At 61.4% G+C, this 15,648-nt stretch carries 18 protein-coding genes; 10 read left to right on the top strand and 8 right to left on the bottom strand.

Going from position 1 to position 15,648, the window contains the following annotated elements:
* The 6 genes from AUP74_RS15970 to AUP74_RS15945 all read left to right on the top strand — a co-directional run bounded on the left by AUP74_RS15970 (position 1) and on the right by AUP74_RS15945 (position 5,200).
* The gene (locus tag AUP74_RS15970) at positions 1-1,371 is read left to right on the top strand and encodes an L-cystine transporter (RefSeq protein ID WP_069948428.1); all 1,371 of its coding nucleotides are present in this window, start codon (positions 1-3) and stop codon (positions 1,369-1,371) included.
* Between the two features lie 55 nt (positions 1,372-1,426).
* A complete protein-coding gene (locus tag AUP74_RS15965) occupies positions 1,427-2,140 on the top strand; it encodes an alpha/beta fold hydrolase (RefSeq protein WP_083261055.1) in 714 nt (237 codons plus the stop codon).
* 82 nt (positions 2,141-2,222) lie between these two features.
* Positions 2,223-2,750, top strand: coding sequence for a glycine zipper 2TM domain-containing protein (locus AUP74_RS15960; protein WP_069948427.1), 528 nt, complete (start codon positions 2,223-2,225; stop codon positions 2,748-2,750).
* A gap of 44 nt (positions 2,751-2,794) precedes the next feature.
* Complete coding sequence (locus tag AUP74_RS15955) at positions 2,795-3,133, top strand: PepSY domain-containing protein (RefSeq protein WP_158514575.1); 339 nt, start codon at positions 2,795-2,797, stop codon at positions 3,131-3,133.
* Positions 3,134-3,160: 27 nt separating this feature from the next.
* Positions 3,161-3,835: a response regulator transcription factor gene (locus tag AUP74_RS15950; protein ID WP_069948425.1), complete on the top strand. Its 675-nt coding sequence runs from the start codon at positions 3,161-3,163 to the stop codon at positions 3,833-3,835.
* 18 nt (positions 3,836-3,853) lie between these two features.
* Entirely contained in the window at positions 3,854-5,200 is a 1,347-nt protein-coding gene (locus AUP74_RS15945; RefSeq protein WP_083261054.1) for an ATP-binding protein, read from the top strand.
* A 28-nt stretch (positions 5,201-5,228) separates the two neighbouring features.
* Here AUP74_RS15945 and AUP74_RS15940 read toward each other — a convergent pair whose 3' ends face one another.
* From AUP74_RS15940 to AUP74_RS15915, 6 genes are all read right to left on the bottom strand, one after another.
* Positions 5,229-7,031: an acyl-CoA dehydrogenase gene (locus AUP74_RS15940; RefSeq protein ID WP_069948424.1), complete on the bottom strand. Its 1,803-nt coding sequence runs from the start codon at positions 7,029-7,031 to the stop codon at positions 5,229-5,231.
* Between the two features lie 160 nt (positions 7,032-7,191).
* Complete coding sequence (locus AUP74_RS15935) at positions 7,192-8,259, bottom strand: MJ1255/VC2487 family glycosyltransferase (RefSeq protein ID WP_069948423.1); 1,068 nt, start codon at positions 8,257-8,259, stop codon at positions 7,192-7,194.
* Positions 8,256-8,786 carry a phosphatase PAP2 family protein gene (locus tag AUP74_RS15930; protein ID WP_069948422.1) on the bottom strand — a complete coding sequence of 177 codons (531 nt, stop codon included), beginning with the start codon at positions 8,784-8,786 and terminating at the stop codon, positions 8,256-8,258. Before AUP74_RS15930 ends, AUP74_RS15935 begins: the two co-directional genes overlap by 4 nt.
* Before the next feature lie 162 nt (positions 8,787-8,948).
* Positions 8,949-10,016, bottom strand: a complete 1,068-nt coding sequence (locus tag AUP74_RS15925) for a saccharopine dehydrogenase family protein (RefSeq protein ID WP_083261053.1) — start codon at positions 10,014-10,016, stop codon at positions 8,949-8,951.
* Positions 10,017-10,087: 71 nt separating this feature from the next.
* Positions 10,088-10,318: a DUF1653 domain-containing protein gene (locus tag AUP74_RS15920; RefSeq protein WP_069948421.1), complete on the bottom strand. Its 231-nt coding sequence runs from the start codon at positions 10,316-10,318 to the stop codon at positions 10,088-10,090.
* 13 nt (positions 10,319-10,331) lie between these two features.
* Positions 10,332-10,658 (bottom strand): DUF3301 domain-containing protein, encoded by a 327-nt coding sequence (locus AUP74_RS15915; protein WP_226999824.1) that lies wholly within the window; start codon positions 10,656-10,658, stop codon positions 10,332-10,334.
* 47 nt (positions 10,659-10,705) lie between these two features.
* On the opposite strand from AUP74_RS15915, the gene AUP74_RS15910 reads away from it, so the two are divergent.
* From AUP74_RS15910 to AUP74_RS15900, 3 genes are all read left to right on the top strand, one after another.
* Positions 10,706-11,401 (top strand): SDR family oxidoreductase, encoded by a 696-nt coding sequence (locus AUP74_RS15910; RefSeq protein ID WP_069948419.1) that lies wholly within the window; start codon positions 10,706-10,708, stop codon positions 11,399-11,401.
* Between the two features lie 197 nt (positions 11,402-11,598).
* Complete coding sequence (locus AUP74_RS15905) at positions 11,599-12,273, top strand: RNA polymerase factor sigma-70 (RefSeq protein ID WP_226999823.1); 675 nt, start codon at positions 11,599-11,601, stop codon at positions 12,271-12,273.
* Entirely contained in the window at positions 12,270-12,467 is a 198-nt protein-coding gene (locus AUP74_RS15900; RefSeq protein WP_069948418.1) for a zf-HC2 domain-containing protein, read from the top strand. Before AUP74_RS15905 ends, AUP74_RS15900 begins: the two co-directional genes overlap by 4 nt.
* Positions 12,468-12,494: 27 nt before the next feature.
* Here AUP74_RS15900 and AUP74_RS15895 read toward each other — a convergent pair whose 3' ends face one another.
* The gene (locus AUP74_RS15895) at positions 12,495-12,779 is read right to left on the bottom strand and encodes a GIY-YIG nuclease family protein (protein ID WP_069948417.1); all 285 of its coding nucleotides are present in this window, start codon (positions 12,777-12,779) and stop codon (positions 12,495-12,497) included.
* Positions 12,780-12,854: 75 nt separating this feature from the next.
* Positions 12,855-13,946: a PA0069 family radical SAM protein gene (locus AUP74_RS15890; RefSeq protein WP_069948416.1), complete on the bottom strand. Its 1,092-nt coding sequence runs from the start codon at positions 13,944-13,946 to the stop codon at positions 12,855-12,857.
* Between the two features lie 114 nt (positions 13,947-14,060).
* On the opposite strand from AUP74_RS15890, the gene AUP74_RS15885 reads away from it, so the two are divergent.
* On the top strand, positions 14,061-15,605 hold the full coding sequence (locus AUP74_RS15885; RefSeq protein ID WP_069948415.1) for an FMN-binding glutamate synthase family protein: 1,545 nt from the start codon (positions 14,061-14,063) through the stop codon (positions 15,603-15,605).
* Positions 15,606-15,648: the final 43 nt, after the last annotated feature.

Here is a 15,648-nt window from a genome sequence, read left to right as displayed (position 1 = left end):
ATGCACATCAGCACCCTGCTTTTGCTGGCTGTATTTTTTGGCGCACTCTGGCCCCTCTATCTGTGGCATCGCAGCCAAAAAAGCCTTGCGCCGGCGGTTTTCGGTGGACTGCTGCTCGGGGTTATCTTTGGTGCTCTGGTGCAGCTCTCAAGGGACTGGGGCGTGCGTCCGGCGGAGCTGCTGCCCTGGATCGACCTGGTGGGGCAGGGCTACGTCAAATTGCTCTACCTGTTGGTGATGCCGCTGGTGCTGGTGTCCATTCTGGGTGCAGTGGTGAAAATGCACCGCGCCGAGTCGCTGGGTAAAATCAGTTTTTCCGTACTGGCAGTGCTGCTCGGCACCACTGCCGTAGCCGCGCTGATCGGGGTGATGATGGCCGAGCTGTTTGGTTTGACCGCAGCCGGCCTGGTCGAGGGCTCGAGGGAGGCAGCCCGGGCGGAAGTGTTGGGGGAGCGTATCGGTCGGGTTGAGGGGCTTTCCCTCCCGGAGATACTGCTGACATTTATCCCGGAAAATATTTTTCTCGATCTTACCGGCGCCCGTGATACCTCCGTTATTGCGGTGGTGATTTTTGCCGTATTGCTGGGGTTGGCAGCCCTGGCCGTGCGCCGTGAGAGTCCGGAGCACGGTGATGCTATCGAGCGCTTCGTCAGCTCCGCCCAGGTTTGGATTATGAAACTGGTGCGATTGGTGATGGCGTTCACCCCTTACGGGGTAATGGCCCTGGTCGCTGCACTGATTGCCGAGTCCAGCTGGGCGGATATCATCAACCTGTTCAGTTTTGTGCTGGCCTCCTTTGTCGCCATCGCCTTGATGTTTGTGGTGCACGGGGTGCTGCTGCTCATTAACGGCATTAGTCCGTTGCGATACTTTGCCGGCGTCTGGCCAGTGCTGGTATTTGCCTTCAGCTCCCGGTCCAGTGCCGCAACCATTCCGCTCAATGTGGAGACCCAGATTGAAAAACTGGGCACCAGTCCGACCATCGCCAATTTCTCGGCTTCTTTCGGCGCGACGATCGGCCAGAATGGTTGTGCCGGGATCTATCCGGCGATGCTCGCGGTCATGGTGGCCGTGCCCCTCGGCATCGATGTGATGGATCCAATGTGGTTGCTGACGCTGGTAGCGGTGGTGGTGGTCAGTTCCTTCGGTATCGCCGGTGTGGGTGGTGGGGCGACTTTTGCGGCGCTGGTGGTGCTACCCACCATGGGGTTACCGGTTACCATTGCCGCACTATTGATCTCGGTGGAACCATTGATTGATATGGCCCGCACCGCCCTGAACGTGAACGGCGCAATGACCGCCGGTACGCTGACCCAGCACTGGCTCGGTGGTAAAGAGTCGACAACGGAGAAACTGGTCCAGCCGGGTTGAGTCGTCTGTTCAGACGCCCCCTCAGCCCGACAGATCTCAGCCTGGCAGCGCAAAGATGACGGCAAGAGAAGACGAGAAAAGATCGCTGTATATGATTCCCGGCACCATGTGCGATGAGCGACTGTGGCGGGAACTCCTGCCACGGCTGCCCGGCGTGGTGGCACACCACTTGGTTATTCCCAGAGGCAGTACGGTGTCGGAACTTGTGGCGGGACTGGTTGCACAGCTGCCGGATTGGCCGGTGAATCTGTTCGGCTTTTCTCTCGGCGGCTACCTGGCGTCGGCCCTGGCAACCGCCCACCCCGACAGGGTCCGGCGCCTGTTTGTCTGCTCGAACAGCCCCTGTGCGCTGCCGGAAGAGGAGCTCAAACAGCGCCGCCAGTTGCTGAACTGGGTGAGTCGCCACGGTTACAGCGGCATCAGCGACCGCAAGATTGCGGCAATGCTTGGACCCGCTAACCGCGAGCGCGCGGATATTGCGCAGACCATGCGGGCCATGGATGCGCACCTTGGCGAGGAGGCGCTGGTTTCACAACTGGGGGCCACGTCCGAACGCGAAGATCTGGGCGATTCCCTGGCCAAAGTTCCCCTGCCGATCACCTTCTGCTTTGGCGAATACGACACCCTTGTCACCCGCTCTTGGCTGGATGCCCTGCGAAAGCACCGCCCTGACACCGCAGTGCACGAAGTTCCGGAGGCTGGGCATATGTTGCCGCTGGAACAGCCCGAGGGCCTGGCCGCTATCCTTGACCGCTGGATTGCAGCTTAGAGGCCCGGTTGCCGGGGATTCAGCTTCGATTCAGTGACCTCTCCCTAAAGTGCTCCCATTGATACCCAAGGGAGACGATCCAATGCAACTGCACCGACATCTGGTCATCGCCGCGCTGCTGGCGGCACTTGCCAGTGCCAGCGCCCAGGCTGGCGACAGCGGCTACCACGCAGGTGACGGCTACGATTTTGCCCGGGTCACCGATGTCACGCCGATCTACCGGGACATTCAGGTACGCCGACCGCGCACGGAGTGTTGGGAGGAGACGGTCGCCTACCCGGGGCCGGGCTCAGCGGCCGGTACCGTGATTGGCGGCCTGATCGGTGCCGCTGTCGGTCGTGAGTCCGGCCATCGACGCCGGGGGCGCAATGGCCGAACACTGGCCGGAGCCGCAGTGGGGGCTGCCATTGGCCATGAAATCAGTCGGGCCGGCAAGGTCCGCTATGGCACAGAGCAGCGCTGCCAGGTGGTGGACGAATTTACCACGGAGCGGGAACTGGTCGGATACGATGTTCGCTATCGCTATAATGGACGACACTATCTGACTCGCACGGACCAGCATCCGGGCGATAGAATCCGGGTTCGGGTCGACGTGACGCCGGCTTGGTAATGATTTCTGGCCACATATTCTGCCATGCCCTCTGGAGCGCAATTGTGAAACTGAATCACAAGTCCACAAGCACCGCTGTTTTGCTGACGTTCGCATTTGCTTGTGCCGCAGGTTTCGGCGTGCCTTCCCAGGCTTCTGTCTGGCAGCCCGCTGCGGACCCGGTGCGCTCAGCGCCACTGCAACGTTGGTCGCCGACACAGCGGGGAGAGGTATCGCGGGACCAGGCCGCGGCTATCGTCAAACGCCGTTTTGGCGGCAAGATTCTGGCGGTTTCCGAGGTGCAGAAAAACGGCCGTTCCATGTACCGGGTGAAAGGCCTGTCGGAGAAAAGTCAGGTTTACGTGGTCTACGTGGACAAGCAAAGCGGGCGCATCGTCCGTTAAAGATCGAGTTTTCGGGGGAGGGGAGCCATGCGTGCTCTGTTGGTGGAAGACGAAGCGCTGCTGCGGCAGCAACTGGCGGCGTCGCTGCGCGAGGCCGGGTATACCGTAGACGAGGCCCCCGACGGCGAAGAGGCTCTCTACCTTGGCCGCGAATTTCCCTACGATGTGGCGGTGATGGACCTGGGCCTACCGAAGATGGATGGCATCCAGGTGATTAAAACCCTGCGGGGCGAAGACCGGCATTTCCCGATCCTGATCCTGACCGCCCGTGGCCACTGGCAGGAGCGCGTCAACGGGCTGGAAGCCGGTGGCGATGACTATCTGGTAAAACCGTTTCATACCGAAGAACTGCTGGCCCGCCTCAACGCGCTGGTACGCCGCTCTGCCGGCTTCTCCTCGCCGGTGGTCAAGGCCGGCCCCATTGCCCTCGATACCAGCTCTCACCGGGTGACTGTCGGTGAGGCGGAGCTGGACCTGACTTCCTTCGAATACAAGGTTCTCGAATACCTGATGCTCCACCCGGACGAGGTGGTTTCCAAGACGGCGCTGACGGAGCACATCTATGAACAGGACTGTGACCGCGACAGCAATGTGATCGAAGTTTTTATCGGTCGCCTGCGTAAGAAGTTCGACGCAGCCGGTGGGATTAAACCGATCGAGACACTGCGTGGCCGTGGCTATCGATTCGTGGCACCAGCCTGATCAGCGGCGGGCAGGGTCTTGGATTTTTCCGGCTGGTTGCACTCCCTCAAGGGGCGCCTCTCTCTCCTGACCACCGCAGTGCTGGTGGTTTTCCTGTTATTGATTTCCGGGGTGTTGGAGCATGCTTTCCGCACCTCCCTGGATGCGGCCAAGCAGCGTGAGCTGCAGCTGCATATCTATACCCTTCTGGCAGTAGCAGAACCTGATGGGGATTCCCTGCGGTTTCCCCCAGTGTTGCCCGAGCAGCGTTTCAATCAGCCGGATTCCGGGCTCGTCGGCGCGGTGACCGATGCCCGTGGACGGGTGATCTGGCGCTCTGAATCGGCCCTGACCCTGCCGCAGTTACCCTCCCATCCATTGCCACAGGGCCGGGAGGCGTTCGGCACGGTTGCTCTTTCCGGTGCTGGTGACTATATGAGCCTGCGCCAGGGGATTGCCTGGGGGCTCGACAACGAATTGCAGTTTACATTCGTGGTGCTCGAGGATGCGGAACCCCTGCGGGCTCAGGTGGCCCAGTTTCGGGCGACCCTCTGGCGCTGGCTGGGCCTGGGGGCGTTGCTACTCATTGTGAGCCAGTGGCTGGTGCTGCGCTGGGGGCTGGCGCCGCTGCGCCGTGTGGCGACGTCCCTGAAGGAAATGCAGCAGGGCGGCAGCGACCGGCTGGAAGGTCGCTTCCCGCGGGAGCTGAAACCCCTCACCGATAACCTGAACCTGCTGATTGAAAACGAACGCCGGCAGCGTGAGAAGACGCGACATACGCTTGCCGATCTGGCCCACAGCCTGAAAACACCACTGGCGGTGTTGAAGGGATTGAATTTCACCAGTGATCACCGCGCGGCCTATACGGCACTGATCGAACAGGTGCAGCGCATGGACGGCATTATCAGTTACCAGCTGCAGAGGGCGGTGACCGGTTCGCCAAAGTCGATTTTGCGCGGAGTCCCGGTGGCCCCCGTGCTGCAGAAAATTGTCGATGCGCTGGAAAAGGTCTATCGGGATAAGCCCGCCGATATCGAGGTGGTGTGCGAAGGGGAGCCGCTGTTCTACGGCGACGAGGGCGACCTGATGGAGTTACTGGGCAACCTTTTGGATAACGCGCACAAGTATGGTGGGGGCCGGATTCGTGTTTCGGTCGCCAACGGTGAGGACGGCCGCCGCCTGCATATCGACGTTGCAGATAATGGTCCGGGCATCGACGCCGATGCCTGGCAGTCGATGACCCGGCGTGGTGTCAGGGCCGATCAGCAGCAACCGGGGCAGGGTATCGGGCTGGCCGTGGTGGTCGATATCGTTTCCAGTTATGAGGGCGATATTGAGGTGAACCCGTCCGACCTTGGCGGAGCTAAAATTTCCATTTCCATCTGACCGCGCCTCCGGCAGACAAACGCCCGCTTCAGAACCAGGCGTCTTCCATTTCGTAGGGAGTGCCATTGCCGTCTGACAGCAGCGCCAGCTGCGGGCCAATCTGCGGCAACTCCCATTCGCTGAAATAGCGTGCCGCCTGCAGTTTCCCGCGATAAAAACTCTGCTCCGACTCTGACAAGGTCCCGGTGAGGCCGCGCTGTGCTGCCAGCGCCTGGCGCAGCCAGATCCATGCCAGGACCACGCGCCCGAAGGCATCCAGGTAGAGACTGGCGTTGGCCAGGCCCCGATCGGCATCCGCCTGCAGCTGGCCCATCAATTGAAGCGTCGTCTCGTCCAGTTGCTGCAGCGCTTGCTCGAGGGCTTCCGCCTGTTTCCCCAGGGACTGGCAGTCCCGGGCTTCCACCAACGTCTGGCGGATGGCGCCCTGCAGCAGCTGGTAGCCCGCCAGCCCACCCGCCGGGACCTTGCGGCCGAGCAGATCCAGCGCCTGAATGCCCTCGGTGCCCTCGTGAATCGGGTTGAGGCGATTGTCCCGGTAGAGTTGCTCCAGCGGGTATTCGCGGATATATCCTGCGCCCCCGAGTACCTGGATGGCGAGATCGTTGGCCACGACCCCGTAGCGGGAGGGCCAGGATTTGACTACCGGCGTCAGGAGATCCAGTAGCTGGGCGGCGTTTTTTCTTTGCGCGGCATCGGCGGCGGTCTGCTGGTCCTCGTGCAGCGATGAGGCGTAGAGACACAGCGCCATCGCGCCCTCGACATAGGATTTCTGGGCGAGCAGCATGCGACGCACGTCAGCGTGGCGGATGATCGGCACCTGCGCCGACAGGGGATCCCGATTGGACGGCAAGCGGCCCTGGGGGCGCGAGCGCGCGTAGTTGAGCGCGTGGTTGTAGCCCTGGTAGCCGAGCACCGTCGCGCCCATGCCGACGCCGATGCGGGCCTCGTTCATCATCTGGAACATGTAGGAGAGGCCGCGGTGCGGCTCCCCCACCAGGTAGCCCACTGCGCCATCGCGCTCGCCAAAGCTGAGCACGGTGGATGTGGTATTGCGATAGCCCATTTTGTGGAGCAGGCCGGCCAGTTGCACATCGTTGCGCTCACCCACTTCACCCAGTTCATTCACCAGGAACTTGGGCACCAGAAATAGTGAGATTCCCTTGACTCCGGCGGGCGCACCCTCGATCCGCGCCAGTACCATGTGCACGATGTTCTCTGTCAGGGTGTGGTCGCCGCCGGAGATATACATCTTCTGCCCGCGGAGCCGGTAGCTGCCATCGTCCGCGGGCGTGGCAGTGGTGCGCAGGTCGCCGAGTGCCGAGCCCTGATCCGGCTCCGTCAGCGCCATGGTGCCGGAGAAGCGCCCTTCCAGCATGGGGCCGAGGAAGCGGGCCTTGAGGTCAGCACTGGCAAACGAGCGCACCAGGTTGGCGGCACCGATGGTGAGGAAAGGATAAGCGGCGGAGGCCACGTTGGCGGCGCTGATGTAAGCCAGCGCCGTGCGCAAAATCACTTCCGGCAGCTGCAGTCCGCCCTCTTCCTCATCGCAATGGGCGGCGAGGAAACCGGCTTCGGCAAAACTATCCCAGGCCTGCTGGGTTTCGGGGATCAGGTGGACCCGTTCGCCATCGAAGCGCGGCTCATTGGCATCGCCCTTGGCATTGTGGTTGGCGAAATGTTTTTCCGCGACAGTGCGGGCGGTCTGCAGGGTTGCATTGAAAATCTCCCGCGAGTGCTCCCGGTAGCGGGGGCGCTCCAGCAGGGATTCTGTATCGAGAAACTCATAGAGAAGAAACTCGATATCCCGCTCGTTGAGTAGGGGTGTATCCATGTCGTGCTCCGCCGTTCATTGTTATTTCACAAGTTTTACCCCACTGCTTGCGGGGCGGATCATGACGTGAAATTAACGGCGCAATGACGGGACGGCAATGATGATTCGGGCCAGGCGATAGGGCGTAAGAGGACAGCCGGGCAATAGCAGCCCGGCAGAGTCAGTCCAGCGCGGCTCCGGCCGTCTCGTCGGTGTTGTTGCTGCGCCCGGGGACCACCTGCTCCCACAGTCCTTCTGCCAGTTCGGCGGCGGACTGCTGTCGCCCTGCGGCAAGCCACTGGGCGATACTGCCGGCCACGTCGGGCCACTGGATGCGCACACCGACAGGCTGTTGCTCGAGCCAGTTGCCGATCGCCTGTGCATTCACTTCTGGCACCACAGTGGCCAGCTGCAGTTCGGTCAGGGCACGGGCATTGGCTTCCTGCTCGAACTGGCCACTGAGCGGACGGGTGAGAATCGGTTTGCCCAGGGCCAGAGTCTCGGCGATCAGCTCGAAACCGCTGTTGCAGATAACCGCCCGGGAATCGGCGAGATCCCGCTGGAAGCCATCGATAGAGGGGGCCTTTAGTTCCAGGTTGTCTGCCGCGGGCAGATCTACCGGAGCACCGTAGACGATAAAGCGCTGGGGTAGCCTGGCCAGTTCCTGCAGCAAAACTTCATGATGTTCAAACGGCAGGTACACCACGATGTGCTCGCCATCGCTGGCCGTCGTGTGGGGTGCGGCAATCGGTGGCAATATCGGATGACCGAAGTGGTACCAGTGCATGCCGAGGCTGCTCTGCGCTGGGGCAAATGCCCGCATGATGGCTCGGGCCATCCAGTTAAAGCGGGGTGCCGGGATGGTGAAGTTGAACGCGTACTGGTGGCCGACACCAAGGCTGGGTACACCGGCGCGTCTGGCCGCCCAGGCGGTGACCGGCTCAAAATCGGTGATCACCAGGTCGAAGTCTTCCACTGGCAGTTCTCGGACATCGCGGAACAGCTGGCGCGGACTCAGCTGTCGCGCCGTCGCCAGCTGGTCGATCTTGCCGGCGCGGTGTACGAATGTCAGGCCCTCCCGCCACCAGTAGTCTCCGAAGGGTTCCATGCTGAACAGCTTTTCCGGGCTACGGCCGGAAAACAGCCACTGAACCTGCAGCTGCGGGTGAGCTTGCAGGGCCCTGGCCATGGCTCGCGCGCGGGAAATATGGCCGTTACCGGTCCCCTGTACGCCGTAGAGTATCTTCAAAGCATTGCTCCGCTGATCAGGAGGCCCACACTGGTGCCGAGAGCGGCGCCGGCGCAGACGTCAGTAGGAAAGTGTACGCCCAGCCCCACCCGTGAAGCGCCGACGCCGGCAGCCCAGAAGTAGCCCAGGAGCCACAGTGGGCTCAGCAACTGTGATAGCAGGGTGATGAACAGGAAAGCCCCCGAGGTGTGTCCTGACGGCAGGCTGAAGCGATCACTGGCCACAACCACCGAGCGTAGCCCGGGAATTGCTTGCGGCGGGCGCAGCCGCCGGGTGGTGTTTTTGATGGTCCAGTAGAGGGATCGCTCCACGGCGAAAGCAGTGCCGCAGACGGTAAAGTACTGGACTGCCGCCGCGGCGGTGTTGGCAAGTGCAACCAGTAGCGGCGAGATCAGGTACAGCCAACCGTCCGCAGACTTGGACAGCCACAGGTAGCGCTGCCGGGAGGCGGGGCGTGCAGCCCGCTGTGCCATGTGCAGTACCAGTGACACATCGAACGCTTTCAGAGTGACAGGTAAGCTTTTCATGCGGCCAAGTTACGAACGCAATATTGCGCTGACTTGACCGATTTATTGCAGGAACATGAAACGTGGCGGTATTTGCCCCGGGAAAGCCGTGAGCCCGACAGAGCGAGGAGGGAGTGGGTTGCCGGGGCGCCTGATTAGTGGGCGACCCGGCGGGGGAATGGGTCAGTCGATGCCGATCTTGATCTGGCTGGAGCCCGGCAGCCGTTCCACCAGCTCCCAGCCACACAGCCTGGATGGCGTAAAGTAACCACCGTCGCCTTTGTAATCGAGCAGGAATTCCATCACGGCCAGGGATCCGTGCACCGTCACATCGTAGCCATTGGCGGTCTGCACGCGTCCGATCTTGCGCTCTCCCCGGCGGTCGTTGCGGATTTCGCCCCAGACCCAGGTTTTCTGTTCGGAGCGCTTCTCTTCACTGGGCCCTTTCACCGACTTGTCGACTTTTTGCTTCATCCAGTTCTGGACCCACGGCATTTTCAGCAGCCAGCGAAAAGCATTGAGGCGTTTCAGCTTCTTCGCCCGCCGTGGGCTCATGGGAATATACACCTCGATATTGGGTACCTTGGTGGTGTAGTAGGCAGTGGCTACGTCGCCCCAGGGAATGGCAACCGCGAATTTCTCACCGCGCCCAAAATCGATAGTGCGGGTCAGCTCGCCGTGGCCGATGATCTCCACAGAACCATTGCGTCGCACCGCACCGCCGACTCCCAGACTCTCGATCGAGGTCTTTGCGGTACCGGGGCTCAGTCCGGAATCGGAGTCAAACCCCAGGGTCAGATGTGTGGCTGTGGGGATAGCTTCTTGCAGGGCTGCCGCCAGACAGTCGGTGGGGATCACATCAAAGCCGGTGCCCGGACAGAGTACGATGCCTGCGGCCTTGGCTTCTTCGTGCAGGTGATGGGCACGCTGGTATACCTGCATTTCCCCGGTGATGTCCTGGTAATGAGTGCCTGCAGCAATACAGGCGTGCATCATCGGCTCTGCCGTGGCAGAGAAGGGCCCGGCACAGTGAATCACCACATCCATGTCCTTCAGGGTCCGCTCGAGGGTCTCACTGGCATCCAGTGAAACTGCCATTGCCGGCAGCCCCAGTTCCTCGGACAGCGGCTGCAGCTTCTCGGCACTGCGGCCGGCGAGAATCGGCCGGTAACCCCGGGCCACAGCCTCGCGGGCGATCAGCTCACCCGTGTAACCGTAGGCGCCGTAAATCATGATCTTCTTATTGTTCACCGGTGGACCCTGCTGTCTGATTCGGTTGGGGGTGGAAAATAGTGACGCAACCTTACTGGCGAGTCAGCGAATTAGTCAAATGCCTGTAACAGTGCGAAACGGGGCTCAGTGGCGCCATCGCGCTGAATGGTTTCGGTGAACATCTGCAGAGGGCGAGCCCAGACACCGTAGTCTCCGTAAAGCGCGCGGTAGATAACCAGTCGTTCGCCGGTCTCGCTGTGCCGGGCCACTTCCATGACTTGGTAAAGTTGGCCCTTGTAGTGGCGATAGATACCGCGGGGACAATGATCGGACTCTGCCATGGCTCCGAGGGCGTCACGCCAGGTGGTGGGGGGACAGCTGCATCTGGGTGATGCGCTGGCCGTGCAGTGTCGCGATACCGCTGTAGCGCCGTTCCCCGGTGGAGCTGAACTCGAACTCGTAGTTGCGCTGGAGTCGCAATTGGCCGCGGCTGTCCCTGCGCAGGCGCGTGCGCAACAGCACCACGGTATCGTCCAGCAGCTGTACGCCCAGTTGGGCACAGTGCCTGGCGGCGGCGCGGCGCACCTGTTCCTTCGCGGCCATACCGTTCCACAGGTACCAGGCACCGAGGGCCAGCAGGAATAACCAGAAAAGATCGCTCAGTGAGTAAACCATCGACATTCAGTTGTTATCATTCACAGACGCGAGAATAACACGAAGGAGTTGTGATGCCGGGAACCATTCTGATTACCGGGTGCAATCGCGGCCTCGGCCTGGAGTTAACCCGCCAGTTTGCCGCCGACGGCTGGAAGGTGGTGGCAACTTGCCGGGATCTGGATCGCGCCGAGGAACTGAAAGCGCTGGAGCGGCAATACCCGAGGCTGCAGGTCTATACCCTGGACGTGACGGATTACCGGCAGATGGCCCAGTTGGCGGAGCGTCTGGGCGGTCAGCCGATCGATATCCTGCTGAGTAACGCGGGCTACTACGGTCCCAAGGGCACCCTGTTTGGGCGGGTAGACCGGGACGAGTGGCGCAAGGTCCTGGAGGCCAACACCATTGCCCCCTACATGTTGGCGGAAACCTTCTGTGCCAATGTGGCGGCCAGTGAACGCAAACTGATCGCGGTGATGAGCAGCAAGGTGGGCAGTATTGCCGACAACAGCTCCGGCGGCGGCTATATCTACCGGACTTCCAAGACGGCGGTCAATCAGGTGGTCAAGAGCCTGTCCATCGATCTGGCGGAGCGGGGGATTACCGTCGTCGCGCTGCATCCGGGCTGGGTCCAGACCGATATGGGCGGACCCAATGCCCTCATCTCCGCTCAGAAGAGTGTGAGCGGCCTGAAAAAGGTCCTGCTCCATACCTCTGCGGATAAAAGCGGATCTTTTTTAAATTACGATGGCAGCCCCATTCCCTGGTAGTCACCAGGGGGAAGGCCCGGTTGGGGCCGCCAGCTGAAATTCGAGCAACAGAACTGTAATAAATCACCTGATCGAAGCGACAGAGGTGTTGAAGTCGACAGAATGCTGTTGACCAGCCGAGTTGCGAGGCTGAGGCCGTCCGGTGAGTGCCGGGCTGTGGATTGGCAGGGGCCCTTATCATCCGGAGGAGAGCAGTCGTGGGAGACTTGGCGGGCGACAAGGCCGGCGGAGAGATGGCCGAAGGGCACGGCCCGGAAGCGCAAAGCGGTCTTCCGGAGGAGGCGTCCCATCTGCAGGATGCCGCCTATCTGGAAGAACTGCGGCGGCAGATGCAACGCTTTGCCCTGCTGCAGCTGGGGGATCGGGAGCAGGCCGAGGATGCCGTTCAGGAGGCACTGCTGGGGGCGCTGAAGAGTGTGCGCAGTTTCAATGGTCGCGCCGCGCTGAAAACCTGGGTTTTTGCCATCCTCAAGAACAAGATCGCCGATGCATTGAGGGCCCGGGGCCGTCAGGCAGAAGTGCAGACCATGCTGCGCGCGGATGAAGAGCAGCGGGATATGGACCAGCTGTTCAATGCCCGTGGCCACTGGAAACGGGACGAGCGTCCGTCCCACTGGGAGGACCCCGAGTCGGCCATCCACGACCGCCATTTCTGGCGGGTATTCGAAGCCTGCCTCGACCGGCTGCCGGGGCAGCAGGCACGGATCTTTATGATGCGGGAATTTATCGAGCTGGAGACCCCGGAGATTTGCGCCGCCGCGGAAATTACCGTGAGTAATCTCAATGTCACACTGCACCGTGCGCGCATGCGCCTGCGGCTGTGTCTCGAGAACAACTGGTTTCAGGCCGGTGAGGCCCAGGAGGAATCGTGAAAAGTTGCCGCGAAATCACCCGCCTCGTCTCGGAAGCCCAGGAGCGTGAGCTGGGCCTCAGCGAGCGTATGGGGCTGCGCATGCATTTGGCCATATGCCGCGGATGTCGCAACTTCGCCGAGCAGATGGAGGCGATGCGGAAAATCTGCCGCGCCTATGCCCGGCGGGATGAGGACTCCTCCGGCAAGAAGTGAGCTCATCAATACCCTTCCGCGGCGTCACTAATGATCGGATGCCGCCTCTGGCAACTCTACCTCACCGCGTACCAGCGCCTCTTTTTGCGCTTTATTCCATTTCTTGATGCGCGCCTCCATCACCAGCGCGGCGGACTTGTCTGGCAGCGCACGCTGGAATACCAGCTCCAGCGGGCCGCGACCTCGCAGTGCCTTGGCGGCCTTGACGCCGCCAGCGCTGTGTTCGGCAAAGCGACGCTCCACATCCCGGGTGATGCCGGTATAGAGCGCGCCCTGCCGGGTGCGAATCAAATAAACAAACCAGCCACTCAAAAGCATTTCCTCCGTCGGCACATTGTCCGCAAATCCGTGCTCTATTGAAATGAACAGGGCAGGAAAACATCGCCGCTAATCAAACAGCGATTGCTGGTCGCCGGGCTGTGGCGGTGGAGAGAAAGCGTTGCAGTCGAGTGACTGCCGGCGACTGTTGAGGCCCAGTTTGCGGCACATGACCCGAAAGCGTTGTTGCAGAAGTTGGGCAAAAACACCGGAACCGGTCTGCCGCTGGGCAAAGTCGCTGTCATAGTCCTGTCCACCGCGACTCTGGCGTACCAGGCTCATGACGTGGGACAGTCGCTCCGGGTAGTGTTCCTGTAGCCACTGACGAAAGAGGGGCGCAACTTCATGGGGCAGCCGCAGAAGGATATATGCCGCCTGGTCGGCTCCCGCATTGTGGGCGGCGGTGAGAATGGCCTCCAGTTCACTGTCATTGATCGCGGGAATCATCGGGGCTGCCATCACGGCGACCGGTATGCCTGCGCTGCTCAGGGCCTCGATGGTGCGCAGTCGCGCCGAAGGACCGGCGGTGCGGGGCTCGAGCCGGCGCTTGAGTTCACTGTCGAGAGTGGTGACGCTGATGGCCACACGACAGAGATTTTTCTGCGCCATCTCCCTGAGCAGGGGCAGATCATCGAGGATCAGCTGGCTCTTGGTGACGATGGTGGCCGGTTGGTGAAAACGCAGCATCACTTCGAGCAGCTGGCGAGTGATGCGCTGCTGTCGTTCCAGTGGCTGGTAGGGATCGGTATTGGAACCGAGGGCGATAGGGCTGCAGCGGTAGTCGGGCTTGCGCAGTGCCTGCTCCAGCAGTGCCGGGGCGTCGGGTTTGAAGAACAGCCGTGTCTCGAAGTCCAGCCCGGGAGATAAATCCATGTACGCGTGCGCCGGTCGGGCATAGCAATAGATGCACCCGTGCTCGCAGCCGCGATAGGGGTTGATGGACTGGTCGAAAGGGATATCCGGGGAGCGATTGGTGGTAATAATGCTTTTGGCCCGCTCCGGCAGGGCCTCGGTGTGTAGCCGTGCAGGTACTATCTCGTTCAGCTCCCAACCATCGCTTTCACGGGTGCTGGTGTTGCTGGCAAAGCGGCCGGCGAGGTTGCTGACAGCGCCGCGGCCCCGGTGCAGCTGCGTAGGGGTATCGGGATGATCGTTGGCCAAGTTGCTTCTTTCACATAGCTGTATATGCATACAGTTTATTTTGAAGGGTGCCGATGGTGCAAGCCAGGTTTCCGCCACATACAATAGGGGCTGATCTGACTAGGGAGTGGCGGTATGGACTTACAGGCGGTTGCGGCGATACGCGCGTTTGCAATGCAGGTGCTGGAGGTATTTGCACTGCTGTTCGCCTTCACGCTGGTGGTGTTGGTGCTGTACGTGCTGTACATGTACCTGTCGGATATCAGCCAGTCCAAGCAGGCTATCCGGCGCAACTTTCCCGTCCTCGGCCGCTTCCGCTACAAGTTCGAGCATCTGGGGGAATTCTTCCGCCAGTACTTCTTTGCCCTCGATCGGGAAGAGCTGCCTTTCAACCGCGCCCAGCGCAGCTGGGTCTACCGCGCGGCCAAAAACGTCGATTCCACGTCCGCATTCGGCTCCACGCGCCCGCTGAACCAGCCCGGTGACGTGCTGTTTCTCAATTACCCCTTTCCGACCCTCAAAAAGGATGCCGTACCCCCCACGGAGGTAACCCTCGGTGAGGGCTATGCAGAGCACCCCTATACCACCAGTGCTATCGTCAATATTTCCGGGATGAGCTTTGGTGCCCTGTCGGTGCCGGCGGTTACCGCCCTCTCGCACGGTGCGGCGAAGGCCGGGATCTGGCTCAACACCGGTGAGGGAGGGCTCTCCGACCATCACCTGTCCGGCGGCTGCGATGTGGTTTTCCAGATCGGCACGGCCAAGTACGGCGTGCGCGATGAGAAGGGCCTGCTGAGCGATCAGAAGCTGCGCCAGGTGGCCGAGCGGCGCCAGGTAAAGATGTTCGAACTGAAGCTCTCCCAGGGCGCGAAACCTGGAAAAGGCGGCATTTTGCCCGGCATCAAGGTGACAAAAGAGATTGCCAGGGTGCGGGGTATCCCGGTCGGGGAGGATTCCATCAGCCCCAATGGCCACCCTGAATTCAATACCGTCGATGGCCTGCTGGACATGATCCACCACATCCGCGAGGTCACCGGCAAGCCTACCGGCTTCAAGTGTGTCATCGGTACCAGTGACTGGCTGCATGAGATGTGCGAGCGGATCCAGCTGCGAGGACTGGAGTACGCACCGGACTTCATCACCATCGACAGTGCTGATGGCGGCAGTGGCGCGGCGCCCCAGAGCCTCATGGACTATATGGGTCTGCCGATCAACCGCAGCCTGCCATTGGTGGTGGATCTGCTGGCCCAGTACGGACTGCGCGATCGCATCAGGATCATTGCCTCCGGCAAGCTGTTGACCCCCTCGATGGTGGCCTGGGCGCTGGCAATGGGGGCGGATTTCGTCAACTGTGGTCGCGGATTCATGTTTGCCCTGGGCTGCATTCAGGCCATGCAGTGCAACAAGAATACCTGCCCCACCGGGGTGACGACCCATAATCGGGATCTGCAGCAGGGACTGGATCCGGTGGACAAGGCAGAGCGGGTCAACAACTACGCCCGCAACCTCGCCTACGAGGTGGGCACCATCGCCCACTCCTGCGGTGTGCGGGAGCCGCGACAGTTGCGGCGCCATCATGTCGAAGTGATCAACGAGCGGGGCCTGGCCACGCCGCTGTCCGAACTGGTGCCGGAAGTGAAGCCCAAATCTGTGATCGCCTCGGACAGGGGCGTGGAGTAACCCGGCAGCGGCGACAGGGGATCTGACAGCAAAGGGAGAAGGC

It is taken from the genome of Microbulbifer aggregans, assembly GCF_001750105.1.
Taxonomy (GTDB): Bacteria; Pseudomonadota; Gammaproteobacteria; order Pseudomonadales; family Cellvibrionaceae; genus Microbulbifer; species Microbulbifer aggregans.
Note: the sequence above shows the minus strand (reverse complement) of the source record. Positions and strands in the feature narration are given on the sequence as shown.

Bases quoted from the DNA above. Each gene is read 5' to 3' on its own strand.
- AUP74_RS15920 (WP_069948421.1), bottom strand. From the start codon at position 10,318: ATGGCAGAGTCCGATCATTGTCCCCGCGGTATCTATCGCCACTACAAG.
- AUP74_RS15960 (WP_069948427.1), top strand. From the start codon at position 2,223: ATGCAACTGCACCGACATCTGGTCATCGCCGCGCTGCTGGCGGCACTT.
- AUP74_RS15915 (WP_226999824.1), bottom strand. From the start codon at position 10,658: ATGTCGATGGTTTACTCACTGAGCGATCTTTTCTGGTTATTCCTGCTG.
- AUP74_RS15930 (WP_069948422.1), bottom strand. From the start codon at position 8,786: ATGAAAAGCTTACCTGTCACTCTGAAAGCGTTCGATGTGTCACTGGTA.
- AUP74_RS15965 (WP_083261055.1), top strand. From the start codon at position 1,427: ATGACGGCAAGAGAAGACGAGAAAAGATCGCTGTATATGATTCCCGGC.
- AUP74_RS15950 (WP_069948425.1), top strand. From the start codon at position 3,161: ATGCGTGCTCTGTTGGTGGAAGACGAAGCGCTGCTGCGGCAGCAACTG.
- AUP74_RS15970 (WP_069948428.1), top strand. From the start codon at position 1: ATGCACATCAGCACCCTGCTTTTGCTGGCTGTATTTTTTGGCGCACTC.
- AUP74_RS15940 (WP_069948424.1), bottom strand. From the start codon at position 7,031: ATGGATACACCCCTACTCAACGAGCGGGATATCGAGTTTCTTCTCTAT.
- AUP74_RS15885 (WP_069948415.1), top strand. From the start codon at position 14,061: ATGGACTTACAGGCGGTTGCGGCGATACGCGCGTTTGCAATGCAGGTG.
- AUP74_RS15910 (WP_069948419.1), top strand. From the start codon at position 10,706: ATGCCGGGAACCATTCTGATTACCGGGTGCAATCGCGGCCTCGGCCTG.